15 protein-coding genes are annotated in these 13,664 nt (G+C 59.0%); 6 read left to right on the plus strand and 9 right to left on the minus strand.

All coding sequences use genetic code 11. The annotated features are described in order from the left end of the window. Nucleotides 1-2 precede the first annotated feature (2 nt). From fliQ to AC5SSZ_RS21045, 6 genes are read left to right on the plus strand one after another with little or no spacing between them, the layout of a single operon-like run. The gene (gene fliQ, locus AC5SSZ_RS21020; RefSeq protein WP_065272138.1) at nt 3-275 is read left to right on the plus strand and encodes a flagellar biosynthesis protein FliQ; all 273 of its coding nucleotides are present in this window, start codon (nt 3-5) and stop codon (nt 273-275) included. Next, nucleotides 275-988 carry a flagellar hook-basal body complex protein gene (locus AC5SSZ_RS21025; protein ID WP_065272137.1) on the plus strand — a complete coding sequence of 238 codons (714 nt, stop codon included), beginning with the start codon at nt 275-277 and terminating at the stop codon, nt 986-988. The genes fliQ and AC5SSZ_RS21025 overlap by 1 nt, the downstream gene beginning before the upstream one ends. 10 nt (nt 989-998) lie before the next feature. Then, a complete protein-coding gene (gene flgG, locus AC5SSZ_RS21030; protein WP_065272136.1) occupies nt 999-1,784 on the plus strand; it encodes a flagellar basal-body rod protein FlgG in 786 nt (261 codons plus the stop codon). Beyond that, nucleotides 1,784-2,203, plus strand: a complete 420-nt coding sequence (flgA, locus tag AC5SSZ_RS21035) for a flagellar basal body P-ring formation chaperone FlgA (protein WP_065272135.1) — start codon at nt 1,784-1,786, stop codon at nt 2,201-2,203. Before flgG ends, flgA begins: the two co-directional genes overlap by 1 nt. Further along, the gene (gene flgH, locus AC5SSZ_RS21040; protein WP_065272134.1) at nt 2,200-2,940 is read left to right on the plus strand and encodes a flagellar basal body L-ring protein FlgH; all 741 of its coding nucleotides are present in this window, start codon (nt 2,200-2,202) and stop codon (nt 2,938-2,940) included. The genes flgA and flgH overlap by 4 nt, the downstream gene beginning before the upstream one ends. 8 nt (nt 2,941-2,948) lie before the next feature. Continuing rightward, complete coding sequence (locus AC5SSZ_RS21045) at nt 2,949-3,461, plus strand: flagellar basal body-associated protein FliL (protein ID WP_368948541.1); 513 nt, start codon at nt 2,949-2,951, stop codon at nt 3,459-3,461. Nucleotides 3,462-3,643: 182 nt separating this feature from the next. On the opposite strand, the gene AC5SSZ_RS21050 is transcribed toward AC5SSZ_RS21045, so the two are convergent. The 9 genes from AC5SSZ_RS21050 to AC5SSZ_RS21090 all read right to left on the minus strand — a co-directional run bounded on the left by AC5SSZ_RS21050 (nt 3,644) and on the right by AC5SSZ_RS21090 (nt 13,554). Beyond that, a complete protein-coding gene (locus tag AC5SSZ_RS21050; protein ID WP_495439899.1) occupies nt 3,644-4,039 on the minus strand; it encodes a hypothetical protein in 396 nt (131 codons plus the stop codon). Next, nucleotides 4,039-5,124, minus strand: a complete 1,086-nt coding sequence (gene flhB, locus AC5SSZ_RS21055) for a flagellar type III secretion system protein FlhB (RefSeq protein WP_065272131.1) — start codon at nt 5,122-5,124, stop codon at nt 4,039-4,041. Before flhB ends, AC5SSZ_RS21050 begins: the two co-directional genes overlap by 1 nt. Beyond that, on the minus strand, nt 5,121-5,900 hold the full coding sequence (locus AC5SSZ_RS21060; RefSeq protein ID WP_065272130.1) for a flagellar biosynthetic protein FliR: 780 nt from the start codon (nt 5,898-5,900) through the stop codon (nt 5,121-5,123). Before AC5SSZ_RS21060 ends, flhB begins: the two co-directional genes overlap by 4 nt. Next, a complete protein-coding gene (flhA, locus tag AC5SSZ_RS21065) occupies nt 5,897-7,930 on the minus strand; it encodes a flagellar biosynthesis protein FlhA (protein ID WP_495440350.1) in 2,034 nt (677 codons plus the stop codon). The genes AC5SSZ_RS21060 and flhA overlap by 4 nt, the downstream gene beginning before the upstream one ends. A gap of 531 nt (nt 7,931-8,461) precedes the next feature. Then, complete coding sequence (locus AC5SSZ_RS21070) at nt 8,462-10,993, minus strand: tetratricopeptide repeat protein (RefSeq protein WP_495439902.1); 2,532 nt, start codon at nt 10,991-10,993, stop codon at nt 8,462-8,464. Then, nucleotides 10,990-11,859: a flagellar motor stator protein MotA gene (motA, locus tag AC5SSZ_RS21075; RefSeq protein ID WP_065272128.1), complete on the minus strand. Its 870-nt coding sequence runs from the start codon at nt 11,857-11,859 to the stop codon at nt 10,990-10,992. Before motA ends, AC5SSZ_RS21070 begins: the two co-directional genes overlap by 4 nt. A gap of 91 nt (nt 11,860-11,950) precedes the next feature. Continuing rightward, complete coding sequence (locus tag AC5SSZ_RS21080; RefSeq protein WP_065272127.1) at nt 11,951-12,571, minus strand: MotE family protein; 621 nt, start codon at nt 12,569-12,571, stop codon at nt 11,951-11,953. Beyond that, nucleotides 12,571-13,026 carry a hypothetical protein gene (locus AC5SSZ_RS21085; protein WP_274829376.1) on the minus strand — a complete coding sequence of 152 codons (456 nt, stop codon included), beginning with the start codon at nt 13,024-13,026 and terminating at the stop codon, nt 12,571-12,573. The genes AC5SSZ_RS21080 and AC5SSZ_RS21085 overlap by 1 nt, the downstream gene beginning before the upstream one ends. A 9-nt stretch (nt 13,027-13,035) precedes the next feature. Beyond that, nucleotides 13,036-13,554 (minus strand): flagellar basal body-associated FliL family protein, encoded by a 519-nt coding sequence (locus AC5SSZ_RS21090; protein ID WP_065272125.1) that lies wholly within the window; start codon nt 13,552-13,554, stop codon nt 13,036-13,038. Between the last annotated feature and the right edge of the window lie 110 nt (nt 13,555-13,664).

Consider the following 13,664-nt stretch of genomic DNA (forward strand, 5'->3'; position numbering starts at 1 on the left):
CCATGATGAGTGAGGGCGTTTTCTACGACACGTTGCGGCAGGCCCTTTGGGCAGCCGTAGTGATGTCGACGCCGATTCTGGTCGTGGCACTGGTCGTCGGCCTGGCCGTCGGCCTGTTTCAAGCTCTGACATCGGTTCAGGAAATGACGCTGACCTTCGTGCCCAAACTCGTCGCGATCCTCATCGTCTTCTGGATGTCGATGGGCTTCATGACACAAACACTCGTGGCGTTTTTCAACGGCCACGTCATTCCAATGATTTCCGGAGGTTCGTGATGGAAACCGCAGGGTATGCAACACTGTCCCGTCAAACCGGCCTGATGCGTGAAATGCGGGTGGTGGCGAACAATATCGCCAACTCCGCAACCACGGGCTATCGCTCCGAAGGGCTGATTTTTTCGGAATACGTGCAATCAGCGCCAGGGCAGCAATCCATGTCGATGGCACGCGCGAATATTCACAACACCTCGATGGAGCAGGGCCAGCTGACCAAGACCAACGGCACCTTCGATTTTGCGATCGAAGGCGATGCCTTCTTCATGGTCGAAACCCCGCAAGGTCAGCGGCTGACCCGCTCCGGCGCGTTTTCATCCAATGCCCAGGGGGATCTGGTCACCATGGATGGCCACCGGGTGATGGATGCCGGTGGCGCACCGCTGTTTGTGCCGACGGATGCCGAATCCTTCCAGGTCGGCTCTGACGGCACGCTCAGTGCCGATGGCCAGCCCCTGGGCCAGATCGGTCTGTTCAAGCCGGTCGAGATGCACACCATGTCCCGCGAAGACGGGGTGATGTTCCGCGTCGATGGCGAAATCGAACCCGCACTTGAAGGCCGGGTCCTGCAAGGATTTCTCGAAGGATCGAACGTGAATGCCATTCAACAGGTGTCGCGCATGATCGAAATACAACGGGCCTACGAAATGGGCCAAAGCTTTCTGACAACCGAAGACGAGCGCATCCGCGCCGCCATCAAGAACCTGATCAAGTAGGAGAAACACCATGCGTGCCCTTAAAATCGCGGCCACCGGTATGAGCGCACAGCAGCTGCGTGTCGAAACCATTTCGAACAACCTCGCGAATATGAACACCACCGCCTACAACGCACGGCGGGCGGAGTTCGCCGACCTGCACTATCAGCAGGTGTCGCGGGCGGGCACGGTGAATGCCTCGGATGGGACCGTTCTTCCCACCGGTGTTCAGGTTGGCCTTGGTGTGCGTCCCGCTGCCATCTCGGTTCATCTGTCGCAGGGGCCGCTGCAGGAAACCAACAATGACCTGGATGTGGCCATCGACGGCAAAGGTTATCTGGAAGTCACCCTGCCCTCTGGTCAGACCGCATACACCCGCGATGGTGCCTTGAAACAATCTGGAGAAGGGCTGATCGTCACCTCTGACGGCTATACCGTTTCTCCTGAAATCACCATTCCCGATGATGCCCGCAGCATTTCGATCAACGCCGAAGGTGAAGTTTACGCCTATTTCGACGAAACCGCCGAAGGTCAGATCCTGGGCCAGCTGACCCTCGCGGGTTTCTCCAACCCCAAGGGACTGGAGGCGATCGGCAGCAACCTGTTCACCGAGACCGAAGCTTCCGGGGCACCTCTGGTTGCCACCGCAGGCGAAGACGGTCTTGGCACCCTGCGCCAGGGTTATCTGGAGGCCAGTTCGGTCGATGCGGTGCGCGAAGTCACCGAACTGATCGAAGCGCAGCGCGGCTATGAAATGAACGCCAAGGTCATCTCCGCAGTCGACCAGATGATGGGCGCAACCACACAGGTCCGCTGATGAAACTCAAGCTCGCCCTCCTTGTGACGCTGATCGCGCAGACCGCCTGGGCCGATATCCTGGTCCCGGTCCGCACGGTGCGCCCCAAGGAAATTCTGACGGCATCGGATCTGGCGCTCAAACCCGGCGAGGTTCTGGGTGCCCTGTCCGACCCCGAAGAGGTGATCGGTCAGGAAGCCCGCGTTGCGCTTTATCCGGGGCGCCCCTTGCGGCCCGGCGATGTTGGCCCCCCGGCCATCGTCGAGCGCAACGACATGGTGATTCTGACCTTCGTTCAGGGTGGGCTTTCCATTTCCGCCGAAGGGCGCGCGCTTGGACGCGGCGCCGAGGGCGAACTGATCCGCGTGATGAATCTGGCATCACGCACCACTGTAACCGGACGCATAGCAGCCGACGGATCCGTCGAGGTACGAAAATGAAACACACAGCATTCACTTCCAAAGCCGCCCTGGCAGGGCTGATCATTCTCGGCGCTTGTGGGCGGGCTGATCACCTTGGCAAGCCACCGTCGTTTTCGCCGGCCAATGAATCTTCCGAACATGTCGCGATGCTCTGGCAGGGCCTGCCGCAGGACAGCCAACCGCGGCGCGCTGTCGATAGCGCCTCTTTGTGGAGCGGTTCGCAACAGTCCCTGCTGGGCGACCGCCGCGCCATCAAGAAGGGCGACATCATGACCGTGGTCATCGAGATTGATGAAACGGCAGAGATCAAGAACGACACCGCGCGCTCCCGCTCCGGCTCGGAAAGCATGGCACTGCCGCAGCTTCTGGGGCTGCCTCAGCGCCTGGATCGTCACCTTCCGGATGGAGCCAGCGCCTCGAACGCGGTGGAACTTGGCAGCTCCAGCTCGGCTGCGGGCAAGGGATCGGTGAAACGCAGCGAAAAACTGGAACTGCGGGTGGCAGCCACCGTGGTTGACGTACTGCCAAACGGAGTTTTGGCGATCAGCGGCTCGCAGGAGTTGCGAGTGAACTTCGAAATGCGCGAACTCCTAGTGTCCGGCTATGTACGGCCGCAGGATATCAGCCGCCAGAACGAGATCACCTACGACAAGATCGCGTCGGCCCGCGTGTCCTACGGCGGTCGCGGCCAGATCACCGACATGCAGCAACCGCGTTACGGCCAACAGGTCCTGGACGCCATCCTGCCATTCTGAGGTAAACCATGCTTGCAAAGATACTGCCTCTCATCCTGCTGATTGTGGGCACCGGCGCTGGAATTGGCGCCGGGATCATGATGGCGCCCGAACCGGCCCCCGAGCATGAAATGGCCTCAACCGGGGAAGAACACATGGCCCCGCCGACGGAAACTATGGACGACGGGCATGGCGCCGCCGAGTCCATGGAGGGTGGAGAGCATGATTACGTCAAGATCCCGAACCAGTTCATCGTTCCCGTTGTTGAACACGACGAACTGACCTCTTTGGTTGTGATCACTCTCAGCCTGGAAACAAAACCCGGTATGGCGGATAAAATTCGCACCTTTGAACCCAAACTACGCGATGTATTCCTGCAGGTACTGTTTGACCATGCAAACATGGGCGGCTTCAAAGGCGCGTTCACTCGCTCTGACGTGATGCACCCCCTACGCACGGCGCTGCGTGAAGCCGCACAGCGGCAGCTTGGACGTGACGTCTATGACGTCCTGATCATGGATATGACCCGCCAAGACGTCTGATACAACTTACCTATATCCAACAAAAAGGCCGGACCTTGATTGGTCCGGCCTTTTGCGTTTCGCCTGTCACTGTTGCGTTTCGCCAATACGTTTCGCCTGCCACCAAAGCTGTGTGACCTTGCCTGAGACCTCTCCGCGCCGCTCTTGTTTCAGAGCTGGTCGGGCGCTCCCAGCACCCGGACTTAATTCAACAACTTTTCCTGCAGCGCCTTAATACGCGCGGCCTTTTGCAGATCGCGTTCGGCCTTGGCCATGTCCGCAATGGCGGTCTTGCGGCCAAAGGATTTGCGCAGCTTGTCCATCGCCATCAGCTTCTTTGCCGTGACCTGGGCCAGTTCGGTGTTCAGTTCCCGCTTTGCCCGGGTGTGCCAGCCTTCCCACAGCAGATCAGCGCCCAACGCTTTCATCATGTGGTTTTCATCTGCTTCACTGCGTGTGGCCTGCACATGGGCGTTCAGCTTGGTAAGCTGCCCACGCAAACGGGCTTCCTCATCCAGAATCGGCTTCACCCGCGCATGTTCTCGCAGATATTGCGCCGCAGTCACCGCTGCCATTTGATCCAGCATCTTCTGTTTCATCAGACCCCTCCTTTCGCCCGCTGGCGCATGGCCTCGGCAAACCGGATGGCCGCCGCAACAGGAGCATAGTGCTCTTCCATGATTTCCTCACCGATTTCGATGGTGGCGTGCAACGCCCGGGCAGTGGGCGGATCACTGTGGATCGGTACCGCATGTTCGTTGGCAACCCGGCGGATTGCGGCGGCAACCTCATCCACCCCTTTGGCAACGCATTTCGGCGCAGAGCCTTTTTCCCGGCTCCACTGCAGCGCAACCGCATAGTGGGTCGGGTTGACGATCACCACATCGGCCTTGGGAACATCAGCCATCATCTGACCCATGGCGATTTGCTGGCCCTTCTGACGGCGTTGCCCCTTCACATGTGGATCGCCTTCGGAATCCTTCACCTCATCCTGGATTTCCTGGCGCGACATCATGTTCTTACGTATGTGCTCGGCGTGCTGAAACACCGCATCCACGACACCGACAGGCAATGCGAGCAACAGGGCGATAATAAGAAATTCCATTCCCAGCTGCGCCAACATCGCCACGACGGAAAAGGCACCCGTTCCGGAGGAGGCAATCATCTCTGGCAACCGGTAACTAAGATAGACACCAAGACAAATCGAATAGAGAACTAGCTTTACGAAGCTCTTGAGGAACTCAAACAATCCAGCACGGCCGAATTTGTTCTTCGCGTTCGAGATGATAGAGATCTTTGACATCTTCGGCTCCAGCTTGCTGGGCGCAAAGACCAGCGCGCGCTGTGCCAGGATCGACAACAGCACCGCACCAAAGGGCAGAATGAAGATCGGCAAGATAGGTATCACCAAAGCCATCAGGATCCCGCCGACGGGGGCGCTTGCGGCGCCGGTGAACATTTGCTGGGCCAGCCGGTCGGGCTGATCCAACAGGGATATCAGCACCGTTCCGAAGCCCTCGACCATGCCACTGCCAGAAACATACAAAGCCACGACTAGCCCCAGATAGGCAGCCGCAACCGACAGATCGGTGGATTTGGCAACCTCGCCTTTTTCCCGTGCCTTCTGAAGCTTCTGCGCCGTCGGCTCGAATGACTTATCTGAGTCGTCGTCACCACCGCTCATGGTATGTTGCCTCCCGGATTCGCAAGGAACGTCATCAACGCCCGAACCCAGACATCCAAGATCACCGGGCTGCCGACCATCAAAATAAACAAGCCGCCAAAGGTGATCACCGGCGCCCCGACAAAGGCCACCATCAGCTGTGGCATCGCACGGTTAATGACGCCAAGTGCCAGATTGTAGATCACCGCCGTAATCAGGAAAGGTGCCGCAAGGGTAAATGCCATGTAATAGCTTTTGGCAACCCGGTGGACGCCCCATTCGGAAAGACCGCCCGCCGCCGGGAAGACCCCGGCCGGAAAGGCGTCGTAAGAGTAGATCATGAACTCTGCCACCCGCACGTGCAGGCCCATCATAACTGCTAGCGCCAGGCCAGAGATCAAAAGAACAGCGCCAAGGGCCGGCATCGGTTCTGCGCCGATACCGCCCAACACCTGCGACAGCGAGGTACTTTGCGCGGCGATGGTGCCCGCAGTCTGGAGACCGTGAACAAAGAAACGGATCCCGACGCCAAGCGCCAGCCCGACAACAGCCTCGCTGGCGGCATACCCTGCAAACTGCAAGGCGCTTGTGGGCTCGGGGATTGCGGGCAGCGCAGGGGCCACAATCGCGGTAAAGGCAATGGATAGCGCCAATTTAACCCGCATCGACACATATTGCTCACCAAAGGCGGGCAGCACGGACACGATCGCCGAGATCCGTAAAAACACGATGGCCGCGTGCCAGAAGCCCGCCCCCAGAAGCGCAACCAGCCCTGGGGGAAGGTCCAGCAGGTTCATGCTTGCACCATCCCCACGAGCGCCGGGCGGGCCTCCAGCCCGATTTCCTCGAAGGACAGCACCGGGTTGGTAATGCCGCGCGACTTCAGGATCGTGCGCAGATAACGGCGGCGGCGGGTCGATGTGACAACCGCAGCAAAAATCCCCTGCTCGGTAATCGTGTTGAGCCGCTCGCTCAACCCTTCGGCCAAGCGGTTGAACATGTCGGGCGGCAGCGCGATATCCATCCCCCCGCCCTGGATGTCCACCTGATAGGTCGAGAAGGTGTCTTCCCATTCCGGCGCCAGTTGGATCAGCGGAATGGTACCATCTTCGCGCTTCATCTCTGCCACCAGTTGGAACCCCATGCGCTGACGCACGTGCTCGCATATCAGTTCGGGCTGAGTGGTATGCACCCGTGCCTCTGCAATGGCTTCAAGGATCAGCGGCAGATTCCGGATCGACACGCGTTCATCCAGCAGCAGGCGCAACACCGAATGTAGCGTGTCCATTGGCACCTTGTCCGGCACCAGATCATCCAGGAGCTTGCGGTTTGCCTCGGCCCGGAAAGCATCCGACAGCTCGGTCATTTCGTTCAGCAGACGGCGCAGCGATTTCAGGGTCAACAGCCGCGAGAAGTTCTGTTTGATCACCTCAAGCAGGTGGGTGGCCAGGATTTCGGGCGGCGTTACCACGGTCGCGCCCGCAACGGCAGCCGCATCCTGATTCTGGGCTCCAATCCACCGGGCGGGAGCGCCGTAGACAGGTTCTGTCACATCGGTACCGGGCGGCAGTGCCGAATGGTTGTCCGGCATCAACGCCAGCACCATATCCGGGTGCAGCGTGCCACGGGCCTGTTCCACACCCTGAACCTTCACCACATAGGTTCCCATCTCAAGATCCGCCTGATCCGTCAGCCGGATTTCCGGCAGGATCAGACCGAAACTGGTGGCGATATGGGTTCGCATATTGGCAATCCGCGCATCCAGCCCGGTGCCCTCATCCAGAACCATACTCACCAGATCCGGTGCGAACTCCAGATGCAGATCGTCAAGGTCAAGAATATCACCAAGCGCCTTGGACGGCGCCGGATTGGCCGCCTCTTCAAGCTGTTCTTCAACCTCGGCCTCTTCGGCGCTCTGTTTTTTCATCTGAATGCGATACGCCGCAAAGCCCAGAGCCGCGCCGCCAACGATGAAGGGCAGGAACGGCAAACCGGGCACCAGCGCGAAGAGAACCATCAGAACCGCAACGGTGGTCAAAGCGGCCGGGTGTTTGCCGAACTGTTCGAACAGGGCGATATCGGTGGCGCCGGTAGCACCGCCGCGCGCCAGCAGCAGGGCCGCGGCAATGGAAATGATTACCGACGGGATCTGCGAAACCAGACCGTCGCCGACGGTCAGGATGGCGTAGGTTTCAAAGGCGTTGCCCACCGGCATGCCATGCACCAGAACACCCATCACCAGACCCATCACCAGGTTCAGCAGGGTGATCAGCAGACCGGCAACTGCATCGCCTTTGACGAACTTCGATGCACCATCAAGCGAGCCAAAGAATGTGGTTTCGCGCTGGTCATTTTCACGGCGAGCCCGGGCGGTGGCATGGTCAATGGCACCAGCGGACATATCGCTGTCGATGGCCAGCTGCTTACCCGGCATACCGTCCAGTGCGAAACGGGCGCCCACCTCGGCCATCCGGGCCGCGCCCTTCGTGATGACCATGAAGTTCACGATCAGCAGCACCCCAAAGACCACGAGGCCCAGGAAAACACTGCCGCCCATCACGAACTGGGCAAAGCCCTGGATAACATCACCAGCCGCATCGGTCCCGGTGTGACCCTGACCAATGATGAGTTTCGTGGAGGAGACGTTCAGTGACAGCCGCAACATCAGAGAGGCCAGTAGGATCGTCGGGAAGGACGAGAAATCCAGTGGCCTTTCAATGAACAGCGTGATGGTGAAGATCAGAATCGCCAGACCAAAGGAGGCAGCAAGACCAACGTCCAGCACCCAGGACGGCATCGGCAGAATCATCATCACGATGATCGCCATCAATGCCAGCGCCAGCAGCACGGTGGGGCTAAACAGCTGTTGAGGTGTGATTTTGGGCACCTGTAATGTCCCCTATTTCAAAGATGTCAGTGCAGGCCGGGCAGGTGCCACGGCATGCTGGGAATATGTTGAAGACCGCACGGCAGAGGGCAGCTGCCCGGTCCTGGACCAGCGCCGAGAGCGTAGCGAACGGGAAGGACGCAGCGCGCAGCTGTTCGCGCGGGGGAGACCACCCCCGGCCTGTTCAAGCGTTGAGAAAGCGGAGAAAGCGACAGCCGTGTCGCCGGGGCGCAGCCTGTCGAGTGAAGCAGAATCACCCAAAGACGGCGGGACCTGCTCAAGGTGCAACGGCTGCCCAAAGCGCCGCCGCCCAATCAGGCGTATTCTATGTTGTTTTTCCGGCATTCTGCCCGTTCCAATTGCGGATTCATCCGCGGTTCAAGCTAGGCAAAGACGGTTTACAAACCGTTATCACCCAACGCAAAGACCGCCCTCAAAAGAGAGCGGTCCATGATCTAAAGGAGCCTTCGATTACTCTGTTTCAGCGCGTGCGGCTTTCAGCTGTTTCAGCAGATCTTCGATCCCGCCGCGGGTGCCCTGGCTGCTTTCGACAAGTGCACGGGCATGGGCCAGCGGTGTCAGACCTTCGGGATCCTTCGCTGTCTCGCCGATTTCTGTGGTCATGTCGGCAACTTGCCGGAACGGAGTCCCCTCATCCGCTTCCAACGACTGGATCGCTTCCAGGTTTTCGGAGTGCCAGAAGCCGCGGGCCGCCGCGTTCTTGTCCTCTGCGACCTGCATGTATTCACCCGAGCGGCCGTATTCACCATTGCGCCACAGCGCCTCGGCGCGCAGACGGTTGGCCTCGGTGCTCTCCAGCCCCATCAGTTCAACCAGAGCCCGCTGCGGCTTATTCAACGCCAGAGCTGCTTCGGCCAGCATCTCGCGGCGTTTCTCGTTTTCGGGCTCCAGCGCCAGTTTCTTCAGCAGGGACATGGCCTGCTCTGCAAATCCGAGATCCAGCAACCGGCGCGCGATGATATCTGCGACCGGCGCCGCTTCTCTGGCGGTGGATTGCATCGCAAAGACGAGCGCATACTGAAGGAAGGTTACGTCGTCCGCGCGCTCAGTCAGAAGAGTCATCAAAGGTTCCAGAGCGGCCGTGCGGGCGGCCGGACCATCGCGGTTGCTGAGTTCCTTCAGCTCTTGGAATGCATCGTGGAAACGTCCGGTGAGCGCCAGGGCTGTGATCTCTGCCTTGCGCAGATCCGCCCCCAGTTCGCCGTCGCGATTCTCGTGCTCATAAGAGCCGACAACATCCGGCACGTCCGGCGACAGAGCCTTGCCTTCCTTATAGCTGAGCGCAATCAGCTCAATCAGGGCAACCGGAGTATTCTCTGTGCGTTCCGCAACAGCTTCGGTCAGTTTTTCCGCAGCCTTTTCCGTGTCCCCTTCCAGATCCGCAATCGCGGCCTCGGCCATATTCAATTCCGGCACGTGATCAACACCGGTCCGGTTCACCGACCTCAGGATCGCCCCGGCTACATGATATTGCTCTGCCTCGGAAAAGAGAGAACTAACCTTGGGGCCAAGGTGCACCCGCAGATGTACAGGCAAGCGCCCAAACGCCTGCTGAATGGCATCGGTATTGGCACCTTTCTTGATTTCACCATCCGCCAATACCGACCACAGGGTAGTGTCGCCGTCACAGATTTGCTGTCCGGAAAACGGATGGTTTATCGGCAATGTCTCGCCTTCAACGAGATCCGCCAAAGCATTCAGGATATTTTTGTTTTCCGGTGTCAGCCGGTCCTCGGGCATGGCTTGGAGCATCGCCTTGGCTTCGGCGCCAAAGCCGAAAAAAATGTAGAGTTTCGCCAAGGCCAGCACACCTGCCGGATTAACGTCGTCAAACTCGCGAACTAACGCACTGCGCAGCGGTCCCACCTGATCGGCAAAGGAGCTGTCATTGCCCCAGTTGTATACGGCGATACCATGATCAGGCAGGCACAATTCGGATTCATCCTCTTCGTCACGGGCGCGGGCAAGAAGCCCCGCCTCCCGATCGACTGCGGATGTAATGGAGATATTATCCAGTGGATCCAGTGGGCGCCCATCCCGGTCCAGCGGATTGATCTGCCGCTGTCCGGTATCGATCTGCCCACCTGCGATGGCGATGTCCAAAAGACCCTGGTTCGCGGCCCGGCCAATCTGACGCAGCAGGCGCTGTTCAGAGGCGTTCACGGTCGCAGCGCGGGCCGATTCTTCCATATCGAGAAGCAGATTCACTTCCGGCAACGTCATCGGCTCCTGCGGCTCGCCCATATTGGCCTTGACGGGATCCGGCGTCGGCACATTGCTTGCTTCGGCACGCGGCTCCAACGGCAATAGCGTCGGCAGACGTAACTGTTCGGCGCTCGTTGCGGCGTGCATTTCGGACTGGGCAACGGGCGCCTCTACACGAGTTGTACTGGTTGCTGGCGCGGGTGGTGCGCTGCGTTCCACTGCAGCAGCGAGGTCCAGCGCCAGGCGGGCATCCGCGATGGCGCTTTGTCCCAGATTGAACCGGTAACCGGATGTCGGTTGCTCGGTTTTCGGCTCCTCGGCGGTTTGCAAAGGAAGGGAGGGCACGAAGGGCCGACCACTGCCTACGGCGGCACCACTGCCTGCCGTGGAATAGACTGGTTCATCGTTACCATCACGGATATCGATCACGAGATAGCCATCGCGTTGCACGTAAGACCGGATTTCGCAGTTGCAGCCCAGATCCATCCGCAACGGCTGCCCGGGCGCGGCCTGCCCGATGGCCCGCAACCGGTCCCTCGGGATCAGGTTGAAAACGCGGGACGTGTCATAAACGATGTCCCGGGCGCCGATGTTCAATGTCGCACTCCGGCCACTTTGTGTCAGCGACCAGTCCGCCCCATTGGGCAGACGCATAACCAGCCGGGAAAATCCGTCGTGTTCACCTGAGCGGGCCACGATCGTCTGGGCCCGGGCTTCGCCCGAGACCAGAAGACTGGCCAAAACTGTGGCAGTTATCGCGAGTGCGCGCCAAATCATGCTGCGTCCTGTTTCACCGATCTGAGAGCTTCTTCCAGTTCCGAAAAACCGGGGCGGATGTGAGACGGGGTATTCTGACGCCCGACCTCGATGCAAATTGCTGCCGCGTGGTTATGCAGGTTGGCCACAAGTACTTCGCGGATCAGCTGATAGAAATGCGCGTCTTCCTCGGTCACCGATTTGACCTTGCTGGCGAAGGGGCCAACCAGGCCATAGGCTAGGAACACGCCAAGGAAGGTACCGACCAGGGCGCCGCCGATCATCTTGCCCAGAACCTCTGGCGGCTGGTCGATCGAGGCCATGGTCTTAATCACACCCAGAACCGCCGCAACAATCCCCAGGGCCGGCAGGCCATCTGCCATGGTCTGAAGCGCGTGGCTGCCGTGCATGGCGTGATGCAGGTTGGCTTCCATCCGCTTTTCCAGAACTTCCTCGACCTGATGCGGGTCGTCGTAGTTCATCGAGGCCGAGCGCATGGTGTCGCAAATCAGGTTCACCACCTCCTTGTCGGCCACGATTTTAGGGTATTTGTTAAACACCGACGAATTTTCCGGGTCTTCGATATGCTGCTCCACCTCGACCGGGTTCGCACGGGCGATCCGGATCAGGGAAAAGAGCAGGCACAGCAGATCCCGGTAATCATCCGGCTTCCACTTGGGGCCCTTGAAGACTTTTCCAACGTCTTTGAGCGTGTGTTTGATACCGCTCATGTCATTGCTGATAAGAAAGGCGCCGACCGCTGCCCCGCCAATCATCATCAGCTCAAAAGGAAGCGACTTCAGGATGATTCCCATCTTGCCGCCAGCCATCAGATACCCGCCAAAAACCATGGCAAAGATGACGACAATACCTATAATCCCGATCACAGGTTCACTCCGAATTGTGTTGCTTTATAGAAGCTTAGGTGAGTCTGATTAAAAAAGACTAATCAACTGGGCCAAGTTCGACCGGGCCAAGTTATTCCGTCGGTACGGCGCCATTTCTTCCGGCCAGCACAACGCTGATCGTATAGGCCGCTTCGGGGCTCAGACCGGCCATGATGCCAGCTGCTGCCTCGGGACGCATGCGCGCCAGAAATCCGGCCGCAAAAGTCGGATCCATCTCTTCAAACAGTGCCGCAGATTCTTTCGGCTTCATCTGTTCGTAGACGGTGGTCAGCCGGGCCACATCCGCCTCGGTCGCACCATCGGCCAGGGCCAGAGTGGATTTCAGCTTCTCCTCGGCATCCTGAAGCGCTGCCAGTTTGGTGTCGATCGCCTGGTCCGCGATCTCCAGCGCCTTCATACGGTCCTCGATTTCAGCCTCGCGGGCTGCAAGAGCCGCTTCGCGCTCCTTGAACGCAGCCAGCATCGCCTGCAGCTCTGCCGAAGACGGCATCGATTCGCTGCGCATCTCGCCCTTATCCGCGTGATCTTCGTTGCCTTCCTTTTGAAGGCTGGCAACTTCACGAGCAATCGCCGGACCTGCGTCGAGACCGAGGCGAAGAATCGCTGATCCCATCAGCAGCAATGCAATCATCATCAGGGTGCCGCTTTTTGCGCGAGCGCCCTTCTTTGATTTCTTTTTCTTCTCGCTCATCACGCCACCCGATTCTGACCACGAGCGTGACGGACAAACATCAGGCCGGAGGAGCTGGACGTATCCTCGGCCGGTTTTTCCGGCTCACCCTGCGATCCGTAGGCTTCCGCCAGAGCATCGTGCTCTTCGGTACCCTGGGCTGTGGGCTGCGGCGCTTCGGGCACTGCGGCTTCGGGCATGTCATGCATTGAGGCCATCATCAGCTCCAGCCGCTGGGCAACCGTCTCTGCGCGTCCGGTGAGCTGTTCCAACGCCTTGCTGGAGCCATCCGACACCTTCTGGGCCGATACGAGAGATTTGTTCAGGTCATCCACCTGCGCCGAAAGAACCGCGACGGCACCGCCGACGCCTTTTTCTAGATCGTTGAACCGTTTCAACCGGCGCGACAGCACCAGACAATAGAAACCAGCTCCAAGAGCTCCGGCTGCAAGCAGGATATCAGCAATAAGGTCCATCCTGTCCTCCTAGTTTAGTACGAAATCCATGATCAGCAGATCCCTCACGCGACCCTGTCCGGTCGCGATATTGATCCGCCGCAGCATCTGTGCGCGCAGTTTTGGCAGGGCCATCGGATCGGAAAGATCCTTAACCTCCAAAGCGCGTAGATAGCTGTTCAGAACATCGACAACTCGTGGGAGGACTTTTTCGACCTCGGCCTGATGGGCCAGATCGACCTCTAGTTGTGCACGGAACCGCAAATGCCGAATGCCGCTGGGACTTTGCAGCGATATTACAATCGGTTCCATTTCGATGAAGGCGAGATTGGCAATATCCTCTGCCGTCTCACCACTATCCACGCCTTCTGGCGCCTCTTCGGTCATATGCGCCGATTCGGGCGCTGCTTTGTGACCAAAAGGAAGAAGGCCTGACTGAACGGCGAAGAATCCGCCGCCCGCACCAGCTACCGCAAGCACAACCCCAATAATCAGGGGCATTTTGCTTTTTTTGGCTGGTTCTTCTGTATCTACTACAGCGTCTGTCATGGCTATCCCTAAAACGTCGTGCTCCTCTTCATAACCCGTGAGGAACTAACCGAATGTTAAGGCCGTTCGTTCAAAAAGGTTGCACGCCGGACAGAACGCCGGTGCGACGG

This window comes from Phaeobacter sp. CC-HEC084, from assembly GCF_059429255.1.

Bases quoted from the DNA above. Each gene is read 5' to 3' on its own strand.
- fliQ (WP_065272138.1), top strand. From the start codon at position 3: ATGATGAGTGAGGGCGTTTTCTACGACACGTTGCGGCAGGCCCTTTGG.
- AC5SSZ_RS21085 (WP_274829376.1), bottom strand. From the start codon at position 13,026: ATGGACCTTATTGCTGATATCCTGCTTGCAGCCGGAGCTCTTGGAGCT.
- flhB (WP_065272131.1), bottom strand. From the start codon at position 5,124: ATGAGCGGTGGTGACGACGACTCAGATAAGTCATTCGAGCCGACGGCG.
- AC5SSZ_RS21025 (WP_065272137.1), top strand. From the start codon at position 275: ATGGAAACCGCAGGGTATGCAACACTGTCCCGTCAAACCGGCCTGATG.
- AC5SSZ_RS21070 (WP_495439902.1), bottom strand. From the start codon at position 10,993: ATGATTTGGCGCGCACTCGCGATAACTGCCACAGTTTTGGCCAGTCTT.
- AC5SSZ_RS21045 (WP_368948541.1), top strand. From the start codon at position 2,949: ATGCTTGCAAAGATACTGCCTCTCATCCTGCTGATTGTGGGCACCGGC.
- flhA (WP_495440350.1), bottom strand. From the start codon at position 7,930: ATGGCGATCATCGTGATGATGATTCTGCCGATGCCGTCCTGGGTGCTG.
- AC5SSZ_RS21080 (WP_065272127.1), bottom strand. From the start codon at position 12,571: ATGAGCGAGAAGAAAAAGAAATCAAAGAAGGGCGCTCGCGCAAAAAGC.
- flgG (WP_065272136.1), top strand. From the start codon at position 999: ATGCGTGCCCTTAAAATCGCGGCCACCGGTATGAGCGCACAGCAGCTG.
- AC5SSZ_RS21050 (WP_495439899.1), bottom strand. From the start codon at position 4,039: ATGAAACAGAAGATGCTGGATCAAATGGCAGCGGTGACTGCGGCGCAA.
- AC5SSZ_RS21060 (WP_065272130.1), bottom strand. From the start codon at position 5,900: ATGAACCTGCTGGACCTTCCCCCAGGGCTGGTTGCGCTTCTGGGGGCG.
- AC5SSZ_RS21090 (WP_065272125.1), bottom strand. From the start codon at position 13,554: ATGACAGACGCTGTAGTAGATACAGAAGAACCAGCCAAAAAAAGCAAA.
- flgA (WP_065272135.1), top strand. From the start codon at position 1,784: ATGAAACTCAAGCTCGCCCTCCTTGTGACGCTGATCGCGCAGACCGCC.
- flgH (WP_065272134.1), top strand. From the start codon at position 2,200: ATGAAACACACAGCATTCACTTCCAAAGCCGCCCTGGCAGGGCTGATC.